The 17115-nt window shown below is 68.0% G+C and carries 19 protein-coding genes; 9 read left to right on the top strand and 10 right to left on the bottom strand.

Going from position 1 to position 17115, the window contains the following annotated elements; translation table 11 throughout:
- The first annotated feature begins 35 nt into the window (after nucleotides 1-35).
- Nucleotides 36-536: a hemerythrin domain-containing protein gene (locus GAA2_RS00780; RefSeq protein WP_006437696.1), complete on the top strand. Its 501-nt coding sequence runs from the start codon at nucleotides 36-38 to the stop codon at nucleotides 534-536.
- A gap of 9 nt (nucleotides 537-545) precedes the next feature.
- Here GAA2_RS00780 and GAA2_RS00775 read toward each other — a convergent pair whose 3' ends face one another.
- Entirely contained in the window at nucleotides 546-1205 is a 660-nt protein-coding gene (locus GAA2_RS00775) for a histidine phosphatase family protein (RefSeq protein WP_006437697.1), read from the bottom strand.
- Nucleotides 1205-2176 (bottom strand): prephenate dehydratase, encoded by a 972-nt coding sequence (gene pheA / locus GAA2_RS00770; protein WP_006437698.1) that lies wholly within the window; start codon nucleotides 2174-2176, stop codon nucleotides 1205-1207. The genes GAA2_RS00775 and pheA overlap by 1 nt, the downstream gene beginning before the upstream one ends.
- 155 nt (nucleotides 2177-2331) lie before the next feature.
- Here pheA and GAA2_RS00765 point away from each other — a divergent pair, with 155 nt between their 5' ends.
- Together GAA2_RS00765 and GAA2_RS00760 are read left to right on the top strand one after the other, a co-directional pair.
- Nucleotides 2332-3084 (top strand): DUF2470 domain-containing protein, encoded by a 753-nt coding sequence (locus tag GAA2_RS00765; protein ID WP_006437699.1) that lies wholly within the window; start codon nucleotides 2332-2334, stop codon nucleotides 3082-3084.
- Between the two features lie 44 nt (nucleotides 3085-3128).
- Nucleotides 3129-3926 (top strand): CPBP family intramembrane glutamic endopeptidase, encoded by a 798-nt coding sequence (locus GAA2_RS00760; RefSeq protein ID WP_096272739.1) that lies wholly within the window; start codon nucleotides 3129-3131, stop codon nucleotides 3924-3926.
- A gap of 12 nt (nucleotides 3927-3938) precedes the next feature.
- On the opposite strand, the gene GAA2_RS00755 is transcribed toward GAA2_RS00760, so the two are convergent.
- Nucleotides 3939-5297 (bottom strand): APC family permease, encoded by a 1359-nt coding sequence (locus GAA2_RS00755; protein ID WP_096272736.1) that lies wholly within the window; start codon nucleotides 5295-5297, stop codon nucleotides 3939-3941.
- A 535-nt stretch (nucleotides 5298-5832) separates the two neighbouring features.
- On the opposite strand from GAA2_RS00755, the gene GAA2_RS00750 reads away from it, so the two are divergent.
- The gene (locus GAA2_RS00750) at nucleotides 5833-6732 is read left to right on the top strand and encodes an LCP family protein (protein WP_096274882.1); all 900 of its coding nucleotides are present in this window, start codon (nucleotides 5833-5835) and stop codon (nucleotides 6730-6732) included.
- Nucleotides 6733-6826: 94 nt separating this feature from the next.
- Nucleotides 6827-7363, top strand: a complete 537-nt coding sequence (locus GAA2_RS00745) for a ferritin (protein ID WP_096272734.1) — start codon at nucleotides 6827-6829, stop codon at nucleotides 7361-7363.
- 77 nt (nucleotides 7364-7440) lie between these two features.
- On the opposite strand, the gene GAA2_RS00740 is transcribed toward GAA2_RS00745, so the two are convergent.
- From GAA2_RS00740 to GAA2_RS00720, 5 genes are all read right to left on the bottom strand, one after another.
- Entirely contained in the window at nucleotides 7441-8364 is a 924-nt protein-coding gene (locus tag GAA2_RS00740; protein WP_159405206.1) for a DUF5926 family protein, read from the bottom strand.
- Nucleotides 8365-8425: 61 nt separating this feature from the next.
- On the bottom strand, nucleotides 8426-9235 hold the full coding sequence (locus GAA2_RS00735) for a glycerophosphodiester phosphodiesterase (protein WP_006437705.1): 810 nt from the start codon (nucleotides 9233-9235) through the stop codon (nucleotides 8426-8428).
- Nucleotides 9232-9912 (bottom strand): DUF4328 domain-containing protein, encoded by a 681-nt coding sequence (locus tag GAA2_RS00730; protein WP_262411004.1) that lies wholly within the window; start codon nucleotides 9910-9912, stop codon nucleotides 9232-9234. Before GAA2_RS00730 ends, GAA2_RS00735 begins: the two co-directional genes overlap by 4 nt.
- Before the next feature lie 341 nt (nucleotides 9913-10253).
- On the bottom strand, nucleotides 10254-10631 hold the full coding sequence (locus tag GAA2_RS00725) for a rhodanese-like domain-containing protein (RefSeq protein WP_236577651.1): 378 nt from the start codon (nucleotides 10629-10631) through the stop codon (nucleotides 10254-10256).
- Between the two features lie 390 nt (nucleotides 10632-11021).
- The gene (locus tag GAA2_RS00720; RefSeq protein WP_159405204.1) at nucleotides 11022-11885 is read right to left on the bottom strand and encodes a S49 family peptidase; all 864 of its coding nucleotides are present in this window, start codon (nucleotides 11883-11885) and stop codon (nucleotides 11022-11024) included.
- A 100-nt stretch (nucleotides 11886-11985) separates the two neighbouring features.
- Between GAA2_RS00720 and GAA2_RS00715 the strand changes: the two genes are divergently transcribed.
- Entirely contained in the window at nucleotides 11986-12741 is a 756-nt protein-coding gene (locus GAA2_RS00715; protein WP_159405203.1) for a VOC family protein, read from the top strand.
- Here GAA2_RS00715 and GAA2_RS00710 read toward each other — a convergent pair.
- Entirely contained in the window at nucleotides 12710-13804 is a 1095-nt protein-coding gene (locus tag GAA2_RS00710) for a winged helix DNA-binding domain-containing protein (protein WP_236577650.1), read from the bottom strand. The genes GAA2_RS00715 and GAA2_RS00710 overlap by 32 nt on opposite strands.
- A 1-nt stretch (nucleotide 13805) precedes the next feature.
- The gene (gene msrA, locus GAA2_RS00705) at nucleotides 13806-14519 is read right to left on the bottom strand and encodes a peptide-methionine (S)-S-oxide reductase MsrA (protein WP_159405201.1); all 714 of its coding nucleotides are present in this window, start codon (nucleotides 14517-14519) and stop codon (nucleotides 13806-13808) included.
- 175 nt (nucleotides 14520-14694) lie between these two features.
- Here msrA and GAA2_RS00700 point away from each other — a divergent pair, with 175 nt between their 5' ends.
- The 3 genes from GAA2_RS00700 (at nucleotide 14695) to GAA2_RS00690 (ending at nucleotide 17074) form a co-directional block, all read left to right on the top strand.
- A complete protein-coding gene (locus tag GAA2_RS00700) occupies nucleotides 14695-14847 on the top strand; it encodes a hypothetical protein (RefSeq protein WP_191834649.1) in 153 nt (50 codons plus the stop codon).
- Nucleotides 14848-15046: 199 nt separating this feature from the next.
- A complete protein-coding gene (locus GAA2_RS00695) occupies nucleotides 15047-15676 on the top strand; it encodes a superoxide dismutase (protein WP_006437713.1) in 630 nt (209 codons plus the stop codon).
- 321 nt (nucleotides 15677-15997) lie between these two features.
- Nucleotides 15998-17074, top strand: coding sequence for an IS110 family transposase (locus GAA2_RS00690; protein WP_159405075.1), 1077 nt, complete (start codon nucleotides 15998-16000; stop codon nucleotides 17072-17074).
- Nucleotides 17075-17115 lie beyond the last annotated feature (41 nt).

The following is a 17115-nucleotide window of genomic DNA, read 5'->3' as shown; positions in this document are numbered from 1 at the left end:
AGGCACCGATGTCCAGCCCACATCCAGGAGTCCGCATGTCCACTGATGCCATCGTCATCTTGAAAGACGACCACAAGGAGATCCGCAAGCTGTTCCGCGACTTCAAGTCCCAGGGTCCGAACGCCACCAAGACCAAGGGCAAGATCGTCGACCAGATCATCGAGGCCCTGACCGTGCACACCTACATCGAGAACGAATGCATGTACCCCGAGATCCGTAAGCGTGTCCCCGATCTCGAGGACGACATCCTGGAGTCCTACGAGGAGCACCACGTCGCCGACGTGCTCGTCGTCGAGCTGGCCGCGTTGAAACCGGACTCCGAGCGGTTCGACGCCAAGACCACCGTGCTCATCGAGAACGTGGAACACCACATCGAAGAGGAAGAGGACGAGTGGTTCCCCAAGGTGCGGGAGGCGCTCGGGCGCAAGGACCTTCAGGAGATCGGCGAAGAGATGTTGCGTCTCAAGGAGAAGGCCCCGCGTCGTCCGTCGCAGCCGTCGGCACTGAAGAAGACGGTCGACGCGATCCTCAAGTAGGGAGCAGGGCTAGCCCATCGGGTCGTCCACCAGCGGCTCGTCGACTCGCTCGAACGGCGCGGTCTTCGCGCCCCAGCGATGGCAGACCCAGACGCCGTCGACGTACTCAAGTTCGATCGAACCGGTGTTCCCGAGGTGCGTCGCCGCGGCGAAGCGGGAGTCGATGCCGGCCAGGCGCGCCGCGATGAGGCGGATCGCCGCACCGTGGCTGACCAGGAACACGTCCCGCGGGTCGGTTCCCGTCAGGTATGAACGCGCGAGGTCTTCGACGGTCGGGATGTAGCGCTCGTAGACCATCGCGAGCGACTCACCGCCGGGGATGCGCACGTCGAGGTCGCCGGCGTGCCACTTCTCCATGACGTCGTGGAAGACGTCGTGGGCCTCGCGGTCGGTGCGGTCCTCGAGCTCGCCGGCCTGGACCTCGTGCACGCCCTCGACGGACTCGGTGGCGACCTCCCACACCGAGCCGATCAACTCCGCGGTCTGCCGGGCACGCCTGGCCTCCGAGCTGACCAGCACGGCCTCCTGCTCCGGACGGTTCTCGAGTCCGAACCGGACGCCTTGTCGCGCACCGAAATCGGTGAGCGCCGCGCCCGGGAGCGCGGTGTCGAGGCGGCGCATGACGTTCGCGGTGGTCTCGCCGTGACGGACCAGATGCAGGCGCGCCATCACACCTCCCCCTGTCGCATCGCATCGATCCAGGCCAGCGACTCGGCGTGGTCGGGCGGCGTCGTCCCGGTGGTCCGCACCGCGGGCCACGAACCGAGATAGACGACCCGCTCGCACCGACGATGGAGTGCCGCAAGGGCTTCGGCGACCGCCGCGTCGTCGATGTGGCCCACGGCGTCGAGGAAGAACCGGTAGCGACCGGCGATGGCCCGGCCCTCCGCCTCGTCGCGCTGCGGCCGGGATTCGATACGCGTGAGATCGATTCCGCGGGAGGCGAACTCGTTCATGGCGGCCATCAGGCTGCCGGGCTCGTTGGGTAGGTCGAGGATCACCGACGTGCGGTCGGTGCCGGTACGCCGCGTGGGTACCGCGGGACGACCGAGGACGAGGAACCGCGTGGTGGCCTCCCGCGCGTCGCAGACACCGTCGGCGATGACCGTCAGATCCGACAGGCCCGCCGCGAGACCGGTCGTGACGGCGGCGTCGGCCTTGCCGGACGCGACGTCCATGGCGGCAGCGGCATTCGACCCGGACGTGATGAACTCGGCGTTCGGGAAGAGCTTCGCCACCGACTGCCGCACCTGGGCGGCCGCCACCGGGTATGCGGCGATGGTTCGGACGTCCTCCGGGGCGAGGGGTGTGGCCGCGGCGATCGCGAACGCGATGTCGACCACGGTCTCGGCGAACGCCTGCACACGTGCACCGGCGCCCGACCTCGTCGGCGGCACGAGGGCGTCCATCGTCGCCGGCACCGATCCCTCGAGCGAGCTCTCGATGGGCACACAGCCGTAGTCGGCCTCGCCACTACGGATCATCGCGATGGTGGCAGCCGGACTCGAGGCATCCACCTTGGTGACGTCACCCGAGAGGTCGAGACCCCCGAGGGCGGGGTCGTGGGCGGCGAGAACCGCGTCGAGTGCCATCTCGGTGAAGGTTCCGGGCGGGCCGAAGTAGGCGATCACAGGCACCACACGAGCCTAGTGGACGCGGGCGACCACTCCGGGCCGGGCGCTCCCCGGGGGACGAGAAGCCCAAGGACCCATTGACGAAGAGGGCTCATGTATTTAGGTTAGGGTTACCTTCCAAGGCTCCACCGCAGCCTCCCGCGCCGACCGGAGAGACAGACATGACGCGTACGACGACCGACCGACCGACGGATGCCGAGATGATCCAGACGGCTTGCCGCCGGGTGGGCTCGGCCATCCTCGCCATCGAGGGCGCCGACACGACACCGATCCACGTCGTCCACCTCTTCGAATCCCAGGCCTTCGTGCTCGTCCCCACCCACGGTGAGGCGATGGCCGCCGTGGACGACGCCGAGGGGACGCCCGCGATGCTCGAGGTCACCGACTGGGCACCCGTCGACCTGCGTGAACGGGTCCGATCGGTCATCTGGCTCAACGGCACCCTGCACGCGGTCCCCCGCGACCTCGAACGCGACCTGGCCATCGAGATCGCGGGCGAGCACCCCGACGACGGCCTCCTCGACATCGGCCACGGGGCGTCGATGCTGCGCCTCCAGGTCGGTTCCGCGGTGATCGCGTCCGGCGCCGGTGCATCGTCGGTCTCGGCCGCCGAACTGGCCGACGCCGACCCCGACCCGTTCTGGGAATGCGAGGCGGGTTGGCTGGAACACCTCGACCTCGACCATGCCGATCTCGTCGGCCAGCTCGCACGCAAGGTGCCCACCGACCTGCGCCAGGGCCGTGTACGCCCGCTCGGCCTCGACCGGTTCGGCATCCGCTTCCGCATCGAGGGCGTCGACGGCGACTCCGACGTGCGCGTGCCCTTCCCCCGCCCGGTGTCGGACGTCGTCGAACTGTCCCGAGCGCTGCGCAACCTCGCGGGCTGCCCGTTCATGAACTCCATGCCCGACTGACTTCGCTCGTACCCCGGGGAGCGAGGGGTCCTAGGCTGACCGGCATGTCCCTGCGCGAGTACCTGCGGCCGTCACCCCACGGCATCCCGGTCGTCACCGACCGTGTCGAGCGTCGCGGTCTGATCGCCGAACTCGTCATCGTCGGCGTCCTGACGTTCGCCTTCTCCGCGGTGTCGGCTGCGCTCGCACTCCTCGAGGCCCAACTCGCCGGGGGCATCGGCGAGACGACGGTCGCCCTCAACCCGAGCCGCTCCGACCTCGCCCTCATCGACGCCGCGCGTCAGGTGATGAGCGTCCTGAGACTCTTCGCCATCGGCGCGCTCGGCGTCTACCTGCTGTGGCGGAGCGGGCTCGGACTGTCGCGAGTCGGCCTCGGACGCTTCACGCCCCGACGCGACGTCCCCACCGGACTCGTCCTCGCCGCCGTCATCGGGATACCCGGGCTGGTGCTGGTCGCGGTGGCCCGCGCATTCGGCCTCAACGCGAGCCTCGTCCCCAGCCAGGCCGACACCTGGTGGGAATGGCCGGTGCTCATCCTCATCGCGATCGGGAACGCGGCCGCCGAGGAGATCGTGGTGGTCGCCTACTTCATCACCCGGCTCCGGCAACTCGGCGTCTCGGACGCCCGGTCGCTCGCCGCGAGCGCCGTCCTGCGCGGTGGCTACCACCTCTATCAGGGGTTCGGCGCCGGCCTCGGGAACGTGGTGATGGGCGTCGTCTACGGCCGGTTCTACCAGGTCACCGGTCGTGCGTGGCCGCTTGTCGTGGCGCACGGCGTCATCGACGTCGTCGCCTTCATCGGCTATGCGCTGCTACGCGACCACCTGTCCTGGGTCGGCTGACGCCGGGACAGATCACCCGCGAGCCTTCGAGTGCTTGCCCCCGGATCCGGTGGCCCGGGCCAGCCCGAAGAGCGCCAGCCCGACGACCATCAGGATGCCGGCGCGCAGCCAGGTCTCCGCGCTCTGCTGCGTCAGCAGGACGATGCACGTCCCGATCGCCAGCACCGGCACGATCGTCCACGCCCGGAAATGATCGGTGTCGGCCCGCTCGCGCCGAAGCACCAGGACCGCGATGTTGGTGCTGAGGAAGACGAACAGCAACAGCAGCACGACGGTCTCGGCGAGTGCCGCCACCGAACCGGTCGCCGACAGGACCATCGCGATCGCCGTCGTGGCGATGATCGATGCCCACGGGGTGCGACGACCGGGCAGGACCTTCGCCAGCGCGGCAGGCAGCAGTCCGTCGCGGGCCATCCCGAACGTCAGACGAGACGCCATGATCATCGTGAGCAGCGCGCCGTTGGCGACGGCGATCAGAGCGATCAGCGAGAACAGCCGATCGGGTACGCCGGCATCGGCGATCGAGACCACCTCGAGCAGCGGACCGGACGAGCCGGCGAGCTGGTCCGGCGACACCACCACCGAGACCGCGAGGCCCACCATCACGTACACGACGCCCGCGGTGATCAGCGCGCCGAACAGCGCCTTCGGGTAGACCCGTCGCACGTCGCGAACCTCCTCGGCGACGTTGGCCGACGTCTCGAACCCCACGAAGGAGTAGTAGGCGAGCAAGGCCCCGCTGAGCACCGCGAGCGCGGGCGTCGCCGAACTGTCGAACTCGAGCACGCGATGCGCTTCGCCGTCTCCCCGCCCGAGGACGATCCCGGCCAGGACGACGACGAGCACCAGACCCGACACCTCGATCACGGTCATCACGACGTTGGCCCGCACCGACTCGCTGATGCCACGGGCGTTGAGTGCCGCGATCGCGAACAGGAAGACGAGCGCGGCGGCGGTGGTCGGCACGTCCAGGAAGGACTTGAGGTAGTCCCCGGCGAACGCCAGCGCGAGACCGGCTGCGCTGGTCACCCCGGCGGCCAGCATGCAGAACCCCACCAGGAACGAGACCAGCGACGACCGGTAGGCGTGCTGCGCGAAGACCGCGGCGCCGCCGGCGTGCGGATACTTGGTGACGAGTTCCGCATACGACCCCGCCGTCAACAGCGCCATCACGAGGGCCACCACGAGCGGCACCCAGATGGCACCGCCCACCTCGCCGGCGATCTCCCCCACGAGCGCATAGATCCCGGCGCCGAGCACGTCGCCGAGGATGAACAGGAACAGCAACTTGCCGGTGATCGCGCGCCGGAGCGGACTGCGCTGGTCATCACCCGTTTCGGTGTCGGGCCGTGCGGCCACATCGTCGGTCATGGCGTCCCGGATACCCCGACGCGTGCCGATCGAGTCCTGTGATCTGCGTCGGATCCGTGGCGGCCGGCCGTGCATGCGTACATTGGTTGGGATGAACGAGCAGGACCCGCCGATCATTCGGCGCGGTCGTCCGGGGCCTCAGGTACCGCCCGGGCGGCCGGCGGGAGGCACACCGCCACGTCAGGGACCACCGCCCGGTGCACCTGGACGCCCTCACCCGCAGGGTCCGGCTCCCGCCGCACATCCCCAGGCGATGCCGCGGATTCCGGCGCAGGGTCCTCCACCGAGGCGGTCGGCCGTTCCCGCCGGCGCGGGCCCCGGACAGTACGCGCCCACCCAGAAACCCGAACCGATCCCGGTGGGCGACCGGTCGCGCGAACACCGGCCGCCGCGCAGCGACCGGCGCGTCGATCACGGTCGGTCGTCGACGAGACCGCCCGCTCCGCCGGCGGGCACCCCGCCCGCCCCCACGCCGCCACGCCGTCGCCGCCGCCGTTCGGTGCGGGTCGGCAAGATCGTGCTGATCCTGCTGCTCGTGTTCGTGCTCGGCAGCATCGGACTGCTCTTCTACTACGACTCGAGACTCGACCGCATCGACGCGCTGCCCGCCTACGCCGGCCGGCCGTCGGACACGCCCGGCACCAACTGGCTCATCGTCGGCACCGACAATCGATCCGACCTCTCCGACGCGCAGCGCACCAATCTGTCCACCGGTGACGCCGACGGCTCCCGCACCGACACGATCATGCTGGTCCACAATCCACCCGGAACCGGGAAGGCGACGGTCGTCAGCATCCCGCGCGACCTCTTCGTCGAGATCCCCGGCCACGGCAGCCTGAAAGTCAACGCGTCGTACAACATCGGCGGACCGGCGTTGCTGGTGCAGACCGTCGAGAACCTGACCGGCATCCACATCGACCACTACGCCGAGATCGGCTTCGGCGGCTTCGACACGCTCGTGGACGCGGTCGGCGGTGTCGACATGTGCATCGATCAGCCGCTCAACGACCCGCTGGCCGGACTCAGACTGTCCAAGGGCTGTCATCACCTGAACGGCCGCCAGGCACTGGGGCTCGTACGGACGCGCGCGTTCCCCCGCGCCGACCTCGAACGCGTGATCAATCAACGGAAGTTCCTGGCCGCATTGGTCTCCCGCGCCACGAGCCCGGCCGTGTTGCTCAACCCGTTCCGGCTGTTCGGCTTCATCGGCGGTGCGATCGACTCGCTCACCGTCGACGAGCGCGATCACATCTGGAACCTCGCCTCGCTGATGTTCGCCCTCCGTGACCCGGTGACGACCACCACACCCACGGGTGAAAGCGTTTACACCGATGACGGTCTGGCACTGCCGGTCACCGAGACGACCGAGGAGTTCTTCGGCCGTCTGCGTGCAGGTCAGCCCATCCCCGACGAGTTGCTCGTCGACGCCGGGTGACGAGGTGGCGAGCCTGCCCAAAGACAGGTCAGACTAGCCTTAGTTAGCCTGAACTTGCTGGTAGAAGCCACTTTTCGGCACCTACCATGGGCACATGACCGAATTCACCAAGTTCCATCAGCTGCTGCACGACCAGATCGGCAACGAGTTCTACGCCTCGCAGCAGTACATCGCGGTCGCCACGTACTACGACAACCACGACATGCCACAGCTGGCCAAGCTCTTCTACCGCCAGGCAGTCGAGGAACGCACCCACGCGATGATGATCGTGCAGTACTTCCTCGACCGGGACATGGACGTCGAGATCCCCGGTATCCCGGCCCCCAACAACAAGTTCGAGGATTACAAGGCCCCGATCAATCTGGCCCTCGAGCAGGAGAAGACGGTCACCCAGCAGGTCGTCGACCTCGCGAAGTCCGCACGGGACACCGGGGACTACCTCGGCGAGCAGTTCGTGCAGTGGTTCATCAAGGAGCAGGTCGAGGAGGTCGCCATCATGACGACCCTGCAGACCATCGCCGAGCGCTGCAAGGGCAACCTGTTCGACCTGGAGAACTTCGTCGAGCGCGAGTTCAACGGTCCCGCGGCCGACGACCCGACCGCACCTCCCGTCGCCGGCGGCAACATCTAGGCACCACCGGGCAGACATGAACTCGGCGGCGCGACTTCACTCGAAGTCGCGCCGCCGAGGTATTTCTCAGCCTCTGTCTAGCGCAGCGTCACCTGGCGGCCGCGGATGCCGTCGCGCGAGCTCCGCTCGGCGATCGTCAGCTCCGAGGTGTCGGCGAGCGCCTCGCCCAGCCACTGATCGAGCTGATTGAGACCCGCCTGCCACTCCTCGTGGTGCATCTCGTTGTCGAGGTCGAACACCGGGACCAGCAGGCCGTGGGTGCGGAACGACCCGGCGAAGCGCGAACCCTCACCCATCGTCAGTCGGCCGGCCGCGTGGAGCCGGGCCATGGCCGCCATCAGGTCGTCCTCCGGTTCCGGACGGATCCACCGCAGGTGGGCCCGCTCCCCGGCGTCGACCCACCACGGGGCGCCCGAACCGCTGTCGACGACGAGGCGTGCGGTCGGCAGCACGGAATCGTTGGCGCGCTCGAACATCGGCGCGATCTCCGCGGGCACCTCGGTGCCTTCCGGGAACCACCACGAGAAGTCCTGGTGCACGGTGATGTCCAGGGTCGCGTCGGTCTTCAGCACCTCGTCGAGCGAGGGGGATTCGTCGGCGGACTCCAGATCGAACTCGCCACCCGCATCGGCGTGAGCGGCCCACGCGATGGCCGCGGCCAGCTCGACGGCCGGCGTCTGACGATCCGGCTCGGTCTGCAGACCGACCAAACCTTCTGTGGCGCCGCCTGATTCACGCGTGAGCGCGGGACCGGCACCGGGCAGGATCGTCACGACGAAGACGTCGTTGCGCGACTCGGCGGGCTCGACCAGTTCGAGTCGTGCGGTCGCCGACGCGACGAACGTCCGCAGCGCGACGAAGTCGCATTCGGCGGCCAACCCTGCGAAGGGACGCGGCGGCGGTGCCATCGACGCCGCCTGCCGAGCCTTACGAGCGGCGACCCGCTCGGCGCGATTGCTTCCCGGACGGGGTCCACTGCCCCGCTTGCTCTTCTTGCCCATCGGTCCACTCTCTCATGAGCAGGCCTCAGCACCCAGATGACCGGGGCGGCGAGAAGACCGGTCAGTCGACGGTCACCAGCCAATCGCGCACCCGGGCCGGATGGTTCGTGGCCAGCCAGCGCACGCCCAGGTCGGCGCAGAGCTGGACGTCCACGAGTTCGTCGACGGTCCAGCAGTAGGTCACGCGCCCGGCCGCGGCGGCCCGGTCGACGAGGTCCGGGTACTGCCTCAACGTCATCACCGACGGTCCGATCCCCGTCGCCCCGACGGCGGTCGCCGCGCTTCCGCCGAGCACCCGGGCGGTGTCGCCCAGCAGGATGGTCGGGAGCATCGGGGCATGGCGGCGGATACGCCAGACCCCGGCGGAGGAGAACGAGATGACCACCGCGCGACTGTGATCGGCCGACGGCGGCGTCGCGACCCCGAACTCGTGCAGGATCTCGAGGAGCTTCTGCTCGACGAGGCTGCCGAATCGCACGGGATGTTTGGTCTCGATGAACAACCGGACCGGCCGCCGCCAGTCCAGGGTGAGCGTGAGCAGCTCACGCAGAGTCAGGATCGATGCGGGGTCGCCGGCGGAATGCCAACTGCCGAAGTCGAGTTCGCGGAGCTGGTCCAGGGTCATCTCGCTGACGATGCCGGACCCGTTCGACGTGCGGTCGACGGTACGGTCGTGCACGCAGACGAGCTCGTGGTCGGCGGTCAGCCGGACGTCGCACTCGAGTCCGTCCGCGCCCTGCGCGAGGGCGAGTTCGTACGCGGCCAGCGTGTGTTCCGGACGGTCCCCGGAGGCACCGCGGTGTGCGACCACCGCCGGCTTTCCCGAACGCGACACCTTCTCGACCGCACCCACGTTCACACCTGCGTTCATCCGACCGCCACCCACCTTCTCTTCGGGACCGGAACCGCCGTGACGGCGTCGAACAGCACCGGCACGCGGCGCGTCAGCCAGAAGGCGAAGGCCGCCGAGACGGCTGCGCTGATGATCACCATGGCCAGTGCGTTGGCCCCGGTCTGCACCGAGTCCGAACCCCACGCGACGGCACGTGCGATCAGTGCCAGTACCGCGGTGACGTTGACGATCACCCACGCGACCCACAGCCGGCGGACCCGGCGTCCGACGCGTTCCGCGTCGAGGGACGGGTCATGGGCCACACGCAGGGCCGCGACCTCGCCCAGCACCAATGGCGCGCCGATCAGGTTGACCAGCGGCACTCCCACCAGCACCCCGACCCACACCGGCCGTCTCGGGTCGAGCAGGCGGGCGTCCTCATAGGCACCGGCCCGCAGGTCCATCACCCAGCGCATGAACGCGAGGGTCGCCCAGACGTAGGCGAGGAAGGCGGCGACACCTCCGAAGATGATCAGCCAGTCGGAGACCACGATCAGCGGGTCGGGCAGCGGCTGGGTGCGGTTGACGGCCAGTAGGAGGTAGCGCACCAGATGGATGACCGCGGAGGCCGCGAGTGCGGTCCCCGCCACGACGAGCACGAACAGCAGGCGTGCCCGCGAGGTCTCGATCCGGTCGTGGGTCGGGTCCGGCTTCACCGGTTCGTCGCGCAAACCCCATGTAGGGATGTACACGTACCGCGGGATGAGCCGCGGGCCGCGCGAACCCGACGGCCCGCGACGGATGGGAATGGCCTCGGGAGGACGCCGAGCGACCCACCGGACGTTGCGACCCCGGTAGAAACGGCCGGTCGGCACGGGAGCGCGGCGTGTCGGGGCGGGTGCCGCGGGACGTGTCGGCGCGGGCGCCGCCGGATGTGCCTTCGCCGCCATCGCATGCGCGACATCGTCGACGACGCTCAGCGGGCCACCACAGCGAGGACAGTGCTCCCGCCCGGGACGGTGCGGCGCCTGGATGCGGCACCTCGGACAGAGGTCGATCATCGGACGGCGTCGCCCCCACCGTTGCCCTGGCCGTTCCCGCCGCCGAATTCGACGGGCTTGCCGTGCTCCTGCCAGGCGAGCATCCCGCCGCGGACGCAGATGCCGTCGTATCCCACCTGTGCGAGGTACTGCAGAACCCGCATCGACCGGCCGCTCGAATGACACACCACATAGAGGTCCGCATCCGGGTCGATCTCGCCGAGCCGGCCGGGGATCTCGGCCATCGGGATGTGGACGGCGCCGCGGATGTGCCCGTTCGCCCATTCTTCGGGTTCACGGACGTCGAGGATCACCGCCTCGGCCGTCCCGGTGAAGTCGTCCGGCAAATCGGTCACCGGCACCTGCGTGATGTCGCCCATGGTCACGATTTCCATGGTGGCACAGTCATGGCACAAGGCGTGTCAGGTCATCTTGACGGACGTTTCCGGCAGCCCGATGAACATCGCATTCAGCATCACGCAGATTGCCTAAATGCCTCCTATGCTGATCATCATAGTTTTATCCACATGCACAGACCGGACACCTGTCCGGTGTCCCCATCTCACCGTCAACCTGGGGATGAGACTGTGGAAACTGTGGAAAAACCCTGGCCAACCGGCCTGTCGATGTGACTGGTGTCACTAGTTCGACCCAATGTGCGCGCAGGAAATTCACCAAACTGCAGGGGTCGACGGGTGGTGCATTTTCTTTCCATGCACACACCTGTGGATAACGTGGGGACAAACCCTTGGGGAAAACCCCCGAACTGGGTCTGGTATTACCCCTCAGTCTCGGTGTACAAACGCGGTCCGCACCGCCGGGGCGCGGTCGAAGGCGGCGAGTACACCCGCCGTGACGCTCTCGGCGAGACCCGACACCGACATCTGGTTGCCGACCAGACGTGCCAGCAGAGGCTTGGGCGCCTCGATGACCGTGATCTCGGCGTCGGGGTAGCGCTCGGCCACCACCGAACGCATCACGCCGATGCCGTCGACCAGACCGAGTTCGGCGGCGCGGTGCCCGACCCACACATCGCCGTTGAACAGCTCCTCGTCGGATGCTGTCAGCTTCTTGCCACGACGCTGACGCACCCACGCGATGAAAGCCTCGTGCAGCTGCCCTTGGAGACCCTTGAGCCATTCGACGTCCTCGGGCACCTCCGGCGAGAAGGTGTCGAGCCGGGCCTTGTTCTCCCCCGTCGCGTAGAGACGACGCTGCACGCCGAACCGGTCGAGCAGTGCCGAGAAGCCGAAACCCGAGGACACCACCCCGATGGAACCGACGATCGAGGTGTGCGCGGCGTAGATCTCGTCCGCCGCACAGGCCATCCAGTAGCCACCGGACGCCGCGACGTCCTCACAGAACGCCAGGACCGGCACGCCCTTCTCGGCGGACAGCTGTCGGATGCGCTCGGCGATGTACTCCGACTGGGCGGGCGAACCTCCGGGCGAATTGACCACGACCACCACGGCCTTGAGCCGATCGGTGTCGAACGCCCGCTTGAGTACCGGTTCGACCGTGTCGGTCGTCAGACCGTGCCTGCCCATGCCGGCGCCGCCGATCGGACCGTCGAGTCGAACCACCGCGACGTGCTCGGCACGCGATCTCGCGAACTTCTTGCCCACCGCCGCCAGCGGTCCTGCAGTCATCTGCCCGAGTCTAGTGGCGGATCACCACAGCAGGTTTCCGGCGGGCACGCCCGCGTTGTCTCCGGGGTGCAAGCGGCACTCGCACCGTAGACTCTCCCGCGTGCAGGTCAGGTGGCTCAGCGCATTCCTCGATTTCCCCGCCGACGAGTTCGGCGGCGAGGTGACCTTCTGGCGCGCGATCTCGGGCAGCACGGTGTCGCCGCCGCGCGGCGAACACCGAGAATTCGCCTCCCTCGAACCGTTCCACGGCGATCCGCACCTGCGTGTGCAGCGGGTCGATGAGGGCCCGGGCGGGGTCCACCTCGACATCCACACCGACGATCCGCACGCGGCAGCCGAGGAGGCCGCCGGCCTCGGGGCGACCATGATCCACGATGCCGACACCCACCTGGTCCTCCGTTCACCGGCGGGCTTCGTGTTCTGCCTGGTGCCGTGGGAGGGCGAGACCACCCGGTCGCGACCGATCCGGTGGCCCGGCGATGCCATCAGCATCATCGACCAGTTGTGCATCGACATCCCGGCCCCTGACTTCGACGCAGAGGTCGCGTTCTGGACGAACCTGACCGGTTGGCCGCTGAATCCGCCCGGCACCCGACCCGAACTCGTCGCGCTGCGTCGAGATCCGTCGATCACGATCGGAATCCTGTTGCAGCGCAGGGAGGCCGGGACGACCGACGACTCGACACCCGCGACCGGGCACCTCGACCTCGCGACGAATTCGGTACCCGACGAAGTGGCGCGTCACGAGGGATGGGGCGCCCGCGCGGTCGGCCAGTATCCGAAGTGGACGACGATGGTCGACCCGATGGGGCGCCCGTACTGCATCACGTCACGCAATCCGCGTACCGGGGCCTGAGGAACTCGCGCAACCTCTCGACCTCGGCATCGATCTCACGCTTCTCGGCCTTGGTGACCTCACGCAGCATCTCGACGCGCACCCCGCCTTCACCGTCGAGATGCCATGTGCCGGCGAGGAATCCGTCGGCGAAGACGAAACCGGGTGAGCGGCCGTTGGGTGTCACGGTCCGGCGGAACAACTCCGGGTCGGCGACGCGGACGCGGTCGGCCGAGACCCCGATGACGTGATCGAAGGGCGCCACGAGGCGGGCCGGCGCGGGTGTGTCCGGATCGGCGAAACCGAGTCCGTCGAGGTCGTAGAGGACCTCGCCGTGCGGGCCGGCCAGTCGGACGAGTTCCCAGTCGGCTTCGAGCTTTTCGACGAGCGGCCGCAGCCCGGTGAGCCCGGACCACGTCTGGATGGCCTTGACGGTGGCGGGACCGAAGCCGCGGAGGTACAGGCGGATCAGGTCCGCGCGCGCGTCGTCACCCTCGACCGCCGGCTCGCCCGGGCCGACCCATTCGTCGAACAACCGGTAGGTCGGTGCCGCGCGTCCCCGCCAGAGACCACGCGGCGGCACCTGGACCAGAGGCAGCCCGCACCGGGCGATCCCGGTGAGTGTGGACGGGTTCTCCGCCGGATGCCGAACGGCCAGCTGCTTTCCCAGGTCGGCACCACTGAGTTCACCGCCGGTGAGAAGTCGGGCGGCGTCGGCGAGAACCTGCGACGGATCCGCATCCACGAGTCGCGGCATGTGCGCCTCGGTGAGTTCGCGCCGCAGAATCGGTTCGGCGAGGGGCCGGATCCACCGGGCGTCCTCGGCATCGATGAGGAACACCGTGGACCGCAGCAACGCGATTCGCACGACCTCCCGCGCCGTGAGGAGCTCGTCGAGTTCGGACGAGTCGAATCCCTCGACGCGCGACCACAATCCGAAGAAGGCGGCGCGCGGGTCCTGGGACTGCATCCCCACGCACCGGTCCAGCACCTCGATGGCGTCCTCGTCGACGCGGTCGAGCAGGTGCTGGCGGGACAGCAGGGTTCGGTTCCACTGCCTCAGGGTGATCGTCTCGCCGGTCACCTCAAGCGGGGTAGCTGATTCCGGTCGCCGCATGGCAGCGATAGCCGTGCGGGTTCTTGGCCAGATACTGCTGGTGGTAGTCCTCCGCGTAGTAGAAACGCCCGTCGCCGGCAGCCTGGAGCGGCTTGATCTCGGTCGCGATCCGTCCCTCTCCGGCCGCGTCGAGCGCGGACTGGAACTTGGCCGCGGACTGCGCGACGATCGCGGCGTCCTCGTCGGAAAGGGTGTACACCGCCGACCGGTACTGGGTGCCGATGTCGTTGCCCTGGCGCATCTCCTGGGTGGGATCGTGGGACTCCCAGAAGATCTTGAGGATGCCCTCGAGGTCGATGACCGCCGGATCGAAGACGACGAGTGCCGACTCGGTGTGGCCGGTCCGCGCGGTGCAGGTCTCCTCGTACGTCGGGTTCGGGGTGTGGCCGCCGGCGTAGCCGACCGCGGTGGTGTACACACCCGGGACCTGCCAGAAGATCTCCTCGATCCCCCAGAAACAGCCGCCCGCCAGGATCACCGCGGACAGCCGGCCGTCGAAGGCACCGATGCCGCCATTGGCGTACGAGCCGTCGGCCTCCGGTCGTCCGCGCATCGGAGTGTGCAGGACCAGATGGTCGCCGGGAACAGTGATCTCGGTGTCGCGCCCAGGTAGTGCGGAATCGGCCGCGATGAGTTCCTGCTTGTGCGAACTGGCAGCAAAGAGCTGGTCAAGCCAAGACATGCGGCAAGTCTACGCGCCGCCGACCCTGTCCGAGTTCTCCGAGTTGAGTCAACCGTCCCAGTCTGACTATGATGGCGATCACATCCTGATTTGTGATACCCGTCACTGTCGGTCCACGGTCCGCCGGACCCCCGAGACGCCGATGGTGAAGCCGATCCGCTGACGAGGGGCGACAATGGCGACGCACGCGACCGGAGACTTCCGGAGCGCAGGCCGGACTCCCCGCGGCGCCCCGCGCGTCAATTACGACGTGGCGAGACGCTGCCGGGCGATCGGGTTGAGCATCGTCGCCCTGCTCGCGGTCTTCGTCGCACTCATGCTGATCTGAGCGGATTCGGACATCTCGCCCGCGCACAACGGTGCCGCCGCAGCACGGTTGACCTTCAACCGCACTTGATATTTCTTGTGGCCTCTTTGTTGCAATCACCCATGGTGTGCGGAAGGGTGGAAGCATCCGCGTGGCGCCGACCCGGTCGGCGCACCCACGTGTGAAACAGGGAAACGAAAGCACCTCAGAGAGGAACATCGTGGCTGAATACACCTTGCCGGATCTGGATTACGACTACGCGGCACTGGAGCCGCACATCTCCGGCAGGATCATGGAGCTCCACCACAGCAAGCACCACGCGACCTACGTCAAGGGCGCCAACGACACCCTGGAGAAGCTGGCCGCGGCCCGCGAGGACGACAGCATCGCCGGCAAGGTCTACGGGCTCTCGGCCACGCTGTCCTTCCACCTGGGCGGCCACACCAACCACTCGATCTTCTGGAAGAACCTGTCGCCCAACGGCGGTGGCGAGCCCGAGGGTGACCTCGCCGCGGCGATCACCGAGCAGTTCGGTGGCTTCGACAAGTTCAAGGCGCACTTCACCGCCGCCGCCACCACTCTGCAGGGTTCGGGCTGGGCGATCCTGGGCTACGACACCATCGGCGGCAAGCTGGTCATCCTGCAGCTGACCGATCAGAGCGGCAACATCCCCGCCGCGATCATCCCGGTCGTCATGCTCGACATGTGGGAGCACGCCTTCTACCTCGACTACCAGAACGTCAAGCCGGACTACGTCAAGGCTTGGTGGAACGTGGTCAACTGGGCCGACGCCGGTGAGCGTTACGGTCGCGCGAAGACCCAGGGCAGCGGACTCGTCGTGCCTGCCTGATACTGGTTCGCCAGACATCAACGGCGCCGGTCACCTTCGGGTGGCCGGCGCCGTTTCTTGCCCTTCGAGGCAGTGAGAATGGGTGTGGGTGGTCGACCGGGTCTGGGTCTGACTTACTTCGAGGCTGACGGTTGCTGTCATGAGCGAGATGTGTCGGCCCGGAACCGCCGGTCGGCTACCCGCGCCATGAGACCTGAGGGCCGGGGCGGGTGTGACTTGATTAGGACCCTGTCTGGCTGGTGGGCCGTGACTCTTCACTGTCCTGTCCACCCGCCCCGGTGAGGTCATCCAGCACACGAGTGTGAAGGAGACATCACCACGATGACCCCAACCACGATCGATACGCAAGTGGTGGTGCTGGGCGTGGATACCCATCAACGCACCCACCACGCCGCCATTGTCGCCGCCGACGGCCGTCCGCTGGCCGATCGGGAGTTCCCGACCACCGCTGCCGGCTACACCGAGATGTGGCAGTGGGCCTGTGGTTTCGGCCGGATCGAGTACGCCGCGGTGGAGTCGAGCGCCTCCTACGGGGCCGGATTGACCCGCATGCTCACCGATCAGGGGGTCGCGGTGATCGAGGTCAACGCCCCGGACCTACCGCGCCGTTACGCCCACGGGAAGACCGATCAACTCGACGCTTATGCCGCGGCGATGGCGGTCATCACCGGCCGCGCCACCGCGGTCGCCAAAGACACCCGCGGCGCGGTCGAATCGGTCCGAATGCTCACCGTGGCACGGACTTCGGCGGTGGAAGAGGCCACCCGGATCGGTAACCAGATCCGCGACCTGTGCACCACCGCACCAGTGGAGTTCGCCGACCAGGCCCGCCAGGCACGCACCATCACTGCGCGGACAGCGTTCATCGCGGGTCTACCGGTGCCGGCTGACCAGGGTGATCTGTCCGGGCCGGCCGCGGCGTTCGTGCGTGCCGCGCGTTCACTGCTCGAGCGTCACCGACTCGCCCAACGCGAGGTCCGTTCGTTGACCCGCGAACTCGAGAGGCTGTTGGCCACGGTGGTGCCGACCCTGTTGTCCCGACCGCAGATCGGGCCGGTCACCGCCGCACGACTGGTGATCACCGCTGGTGACAACGTTGAGCGGATGCGCACCGAGGCGACGTTTGCCAAACTCGTCGGCGCCGCACCGCTACCGGCATCCTCGGGCAAGACCAGCCGTCACCGACTCAATCGGGGTGGAGACCGGCAAGCCAACAGTGCTCTGCACATGATCGCGGTCGGCCGGATGAAATCCCACGCACCCACCCGCGCCTACGTCGAGCGGCGTTCCGCGGAACACAAAACGAAAAAAGACATCATCCGCTGTCTCAAGCGCTACATCGCCCGCGAAGTGTTCCGCGACCTCACCACCGACCTCGGAACCCTTGACAAGCTATAGGACCGTCTCGCTTCGCTCGCACCTCAGCCTGGATCCGTGGA

It is taken from the genome of Gordonia ajococcus (genome assembly GCF_012974285.1).
Taxonomy (GTDB): domain Bacteria; phylum Actinomycetota; class Actinomycetes; order Mycobacteriales; family Mycobacteriaceae; genus Gordonia; species Gordonia amicalis.
This window is presented reverse-complemented; position numbering and strand designations above follow the sequence as displayed.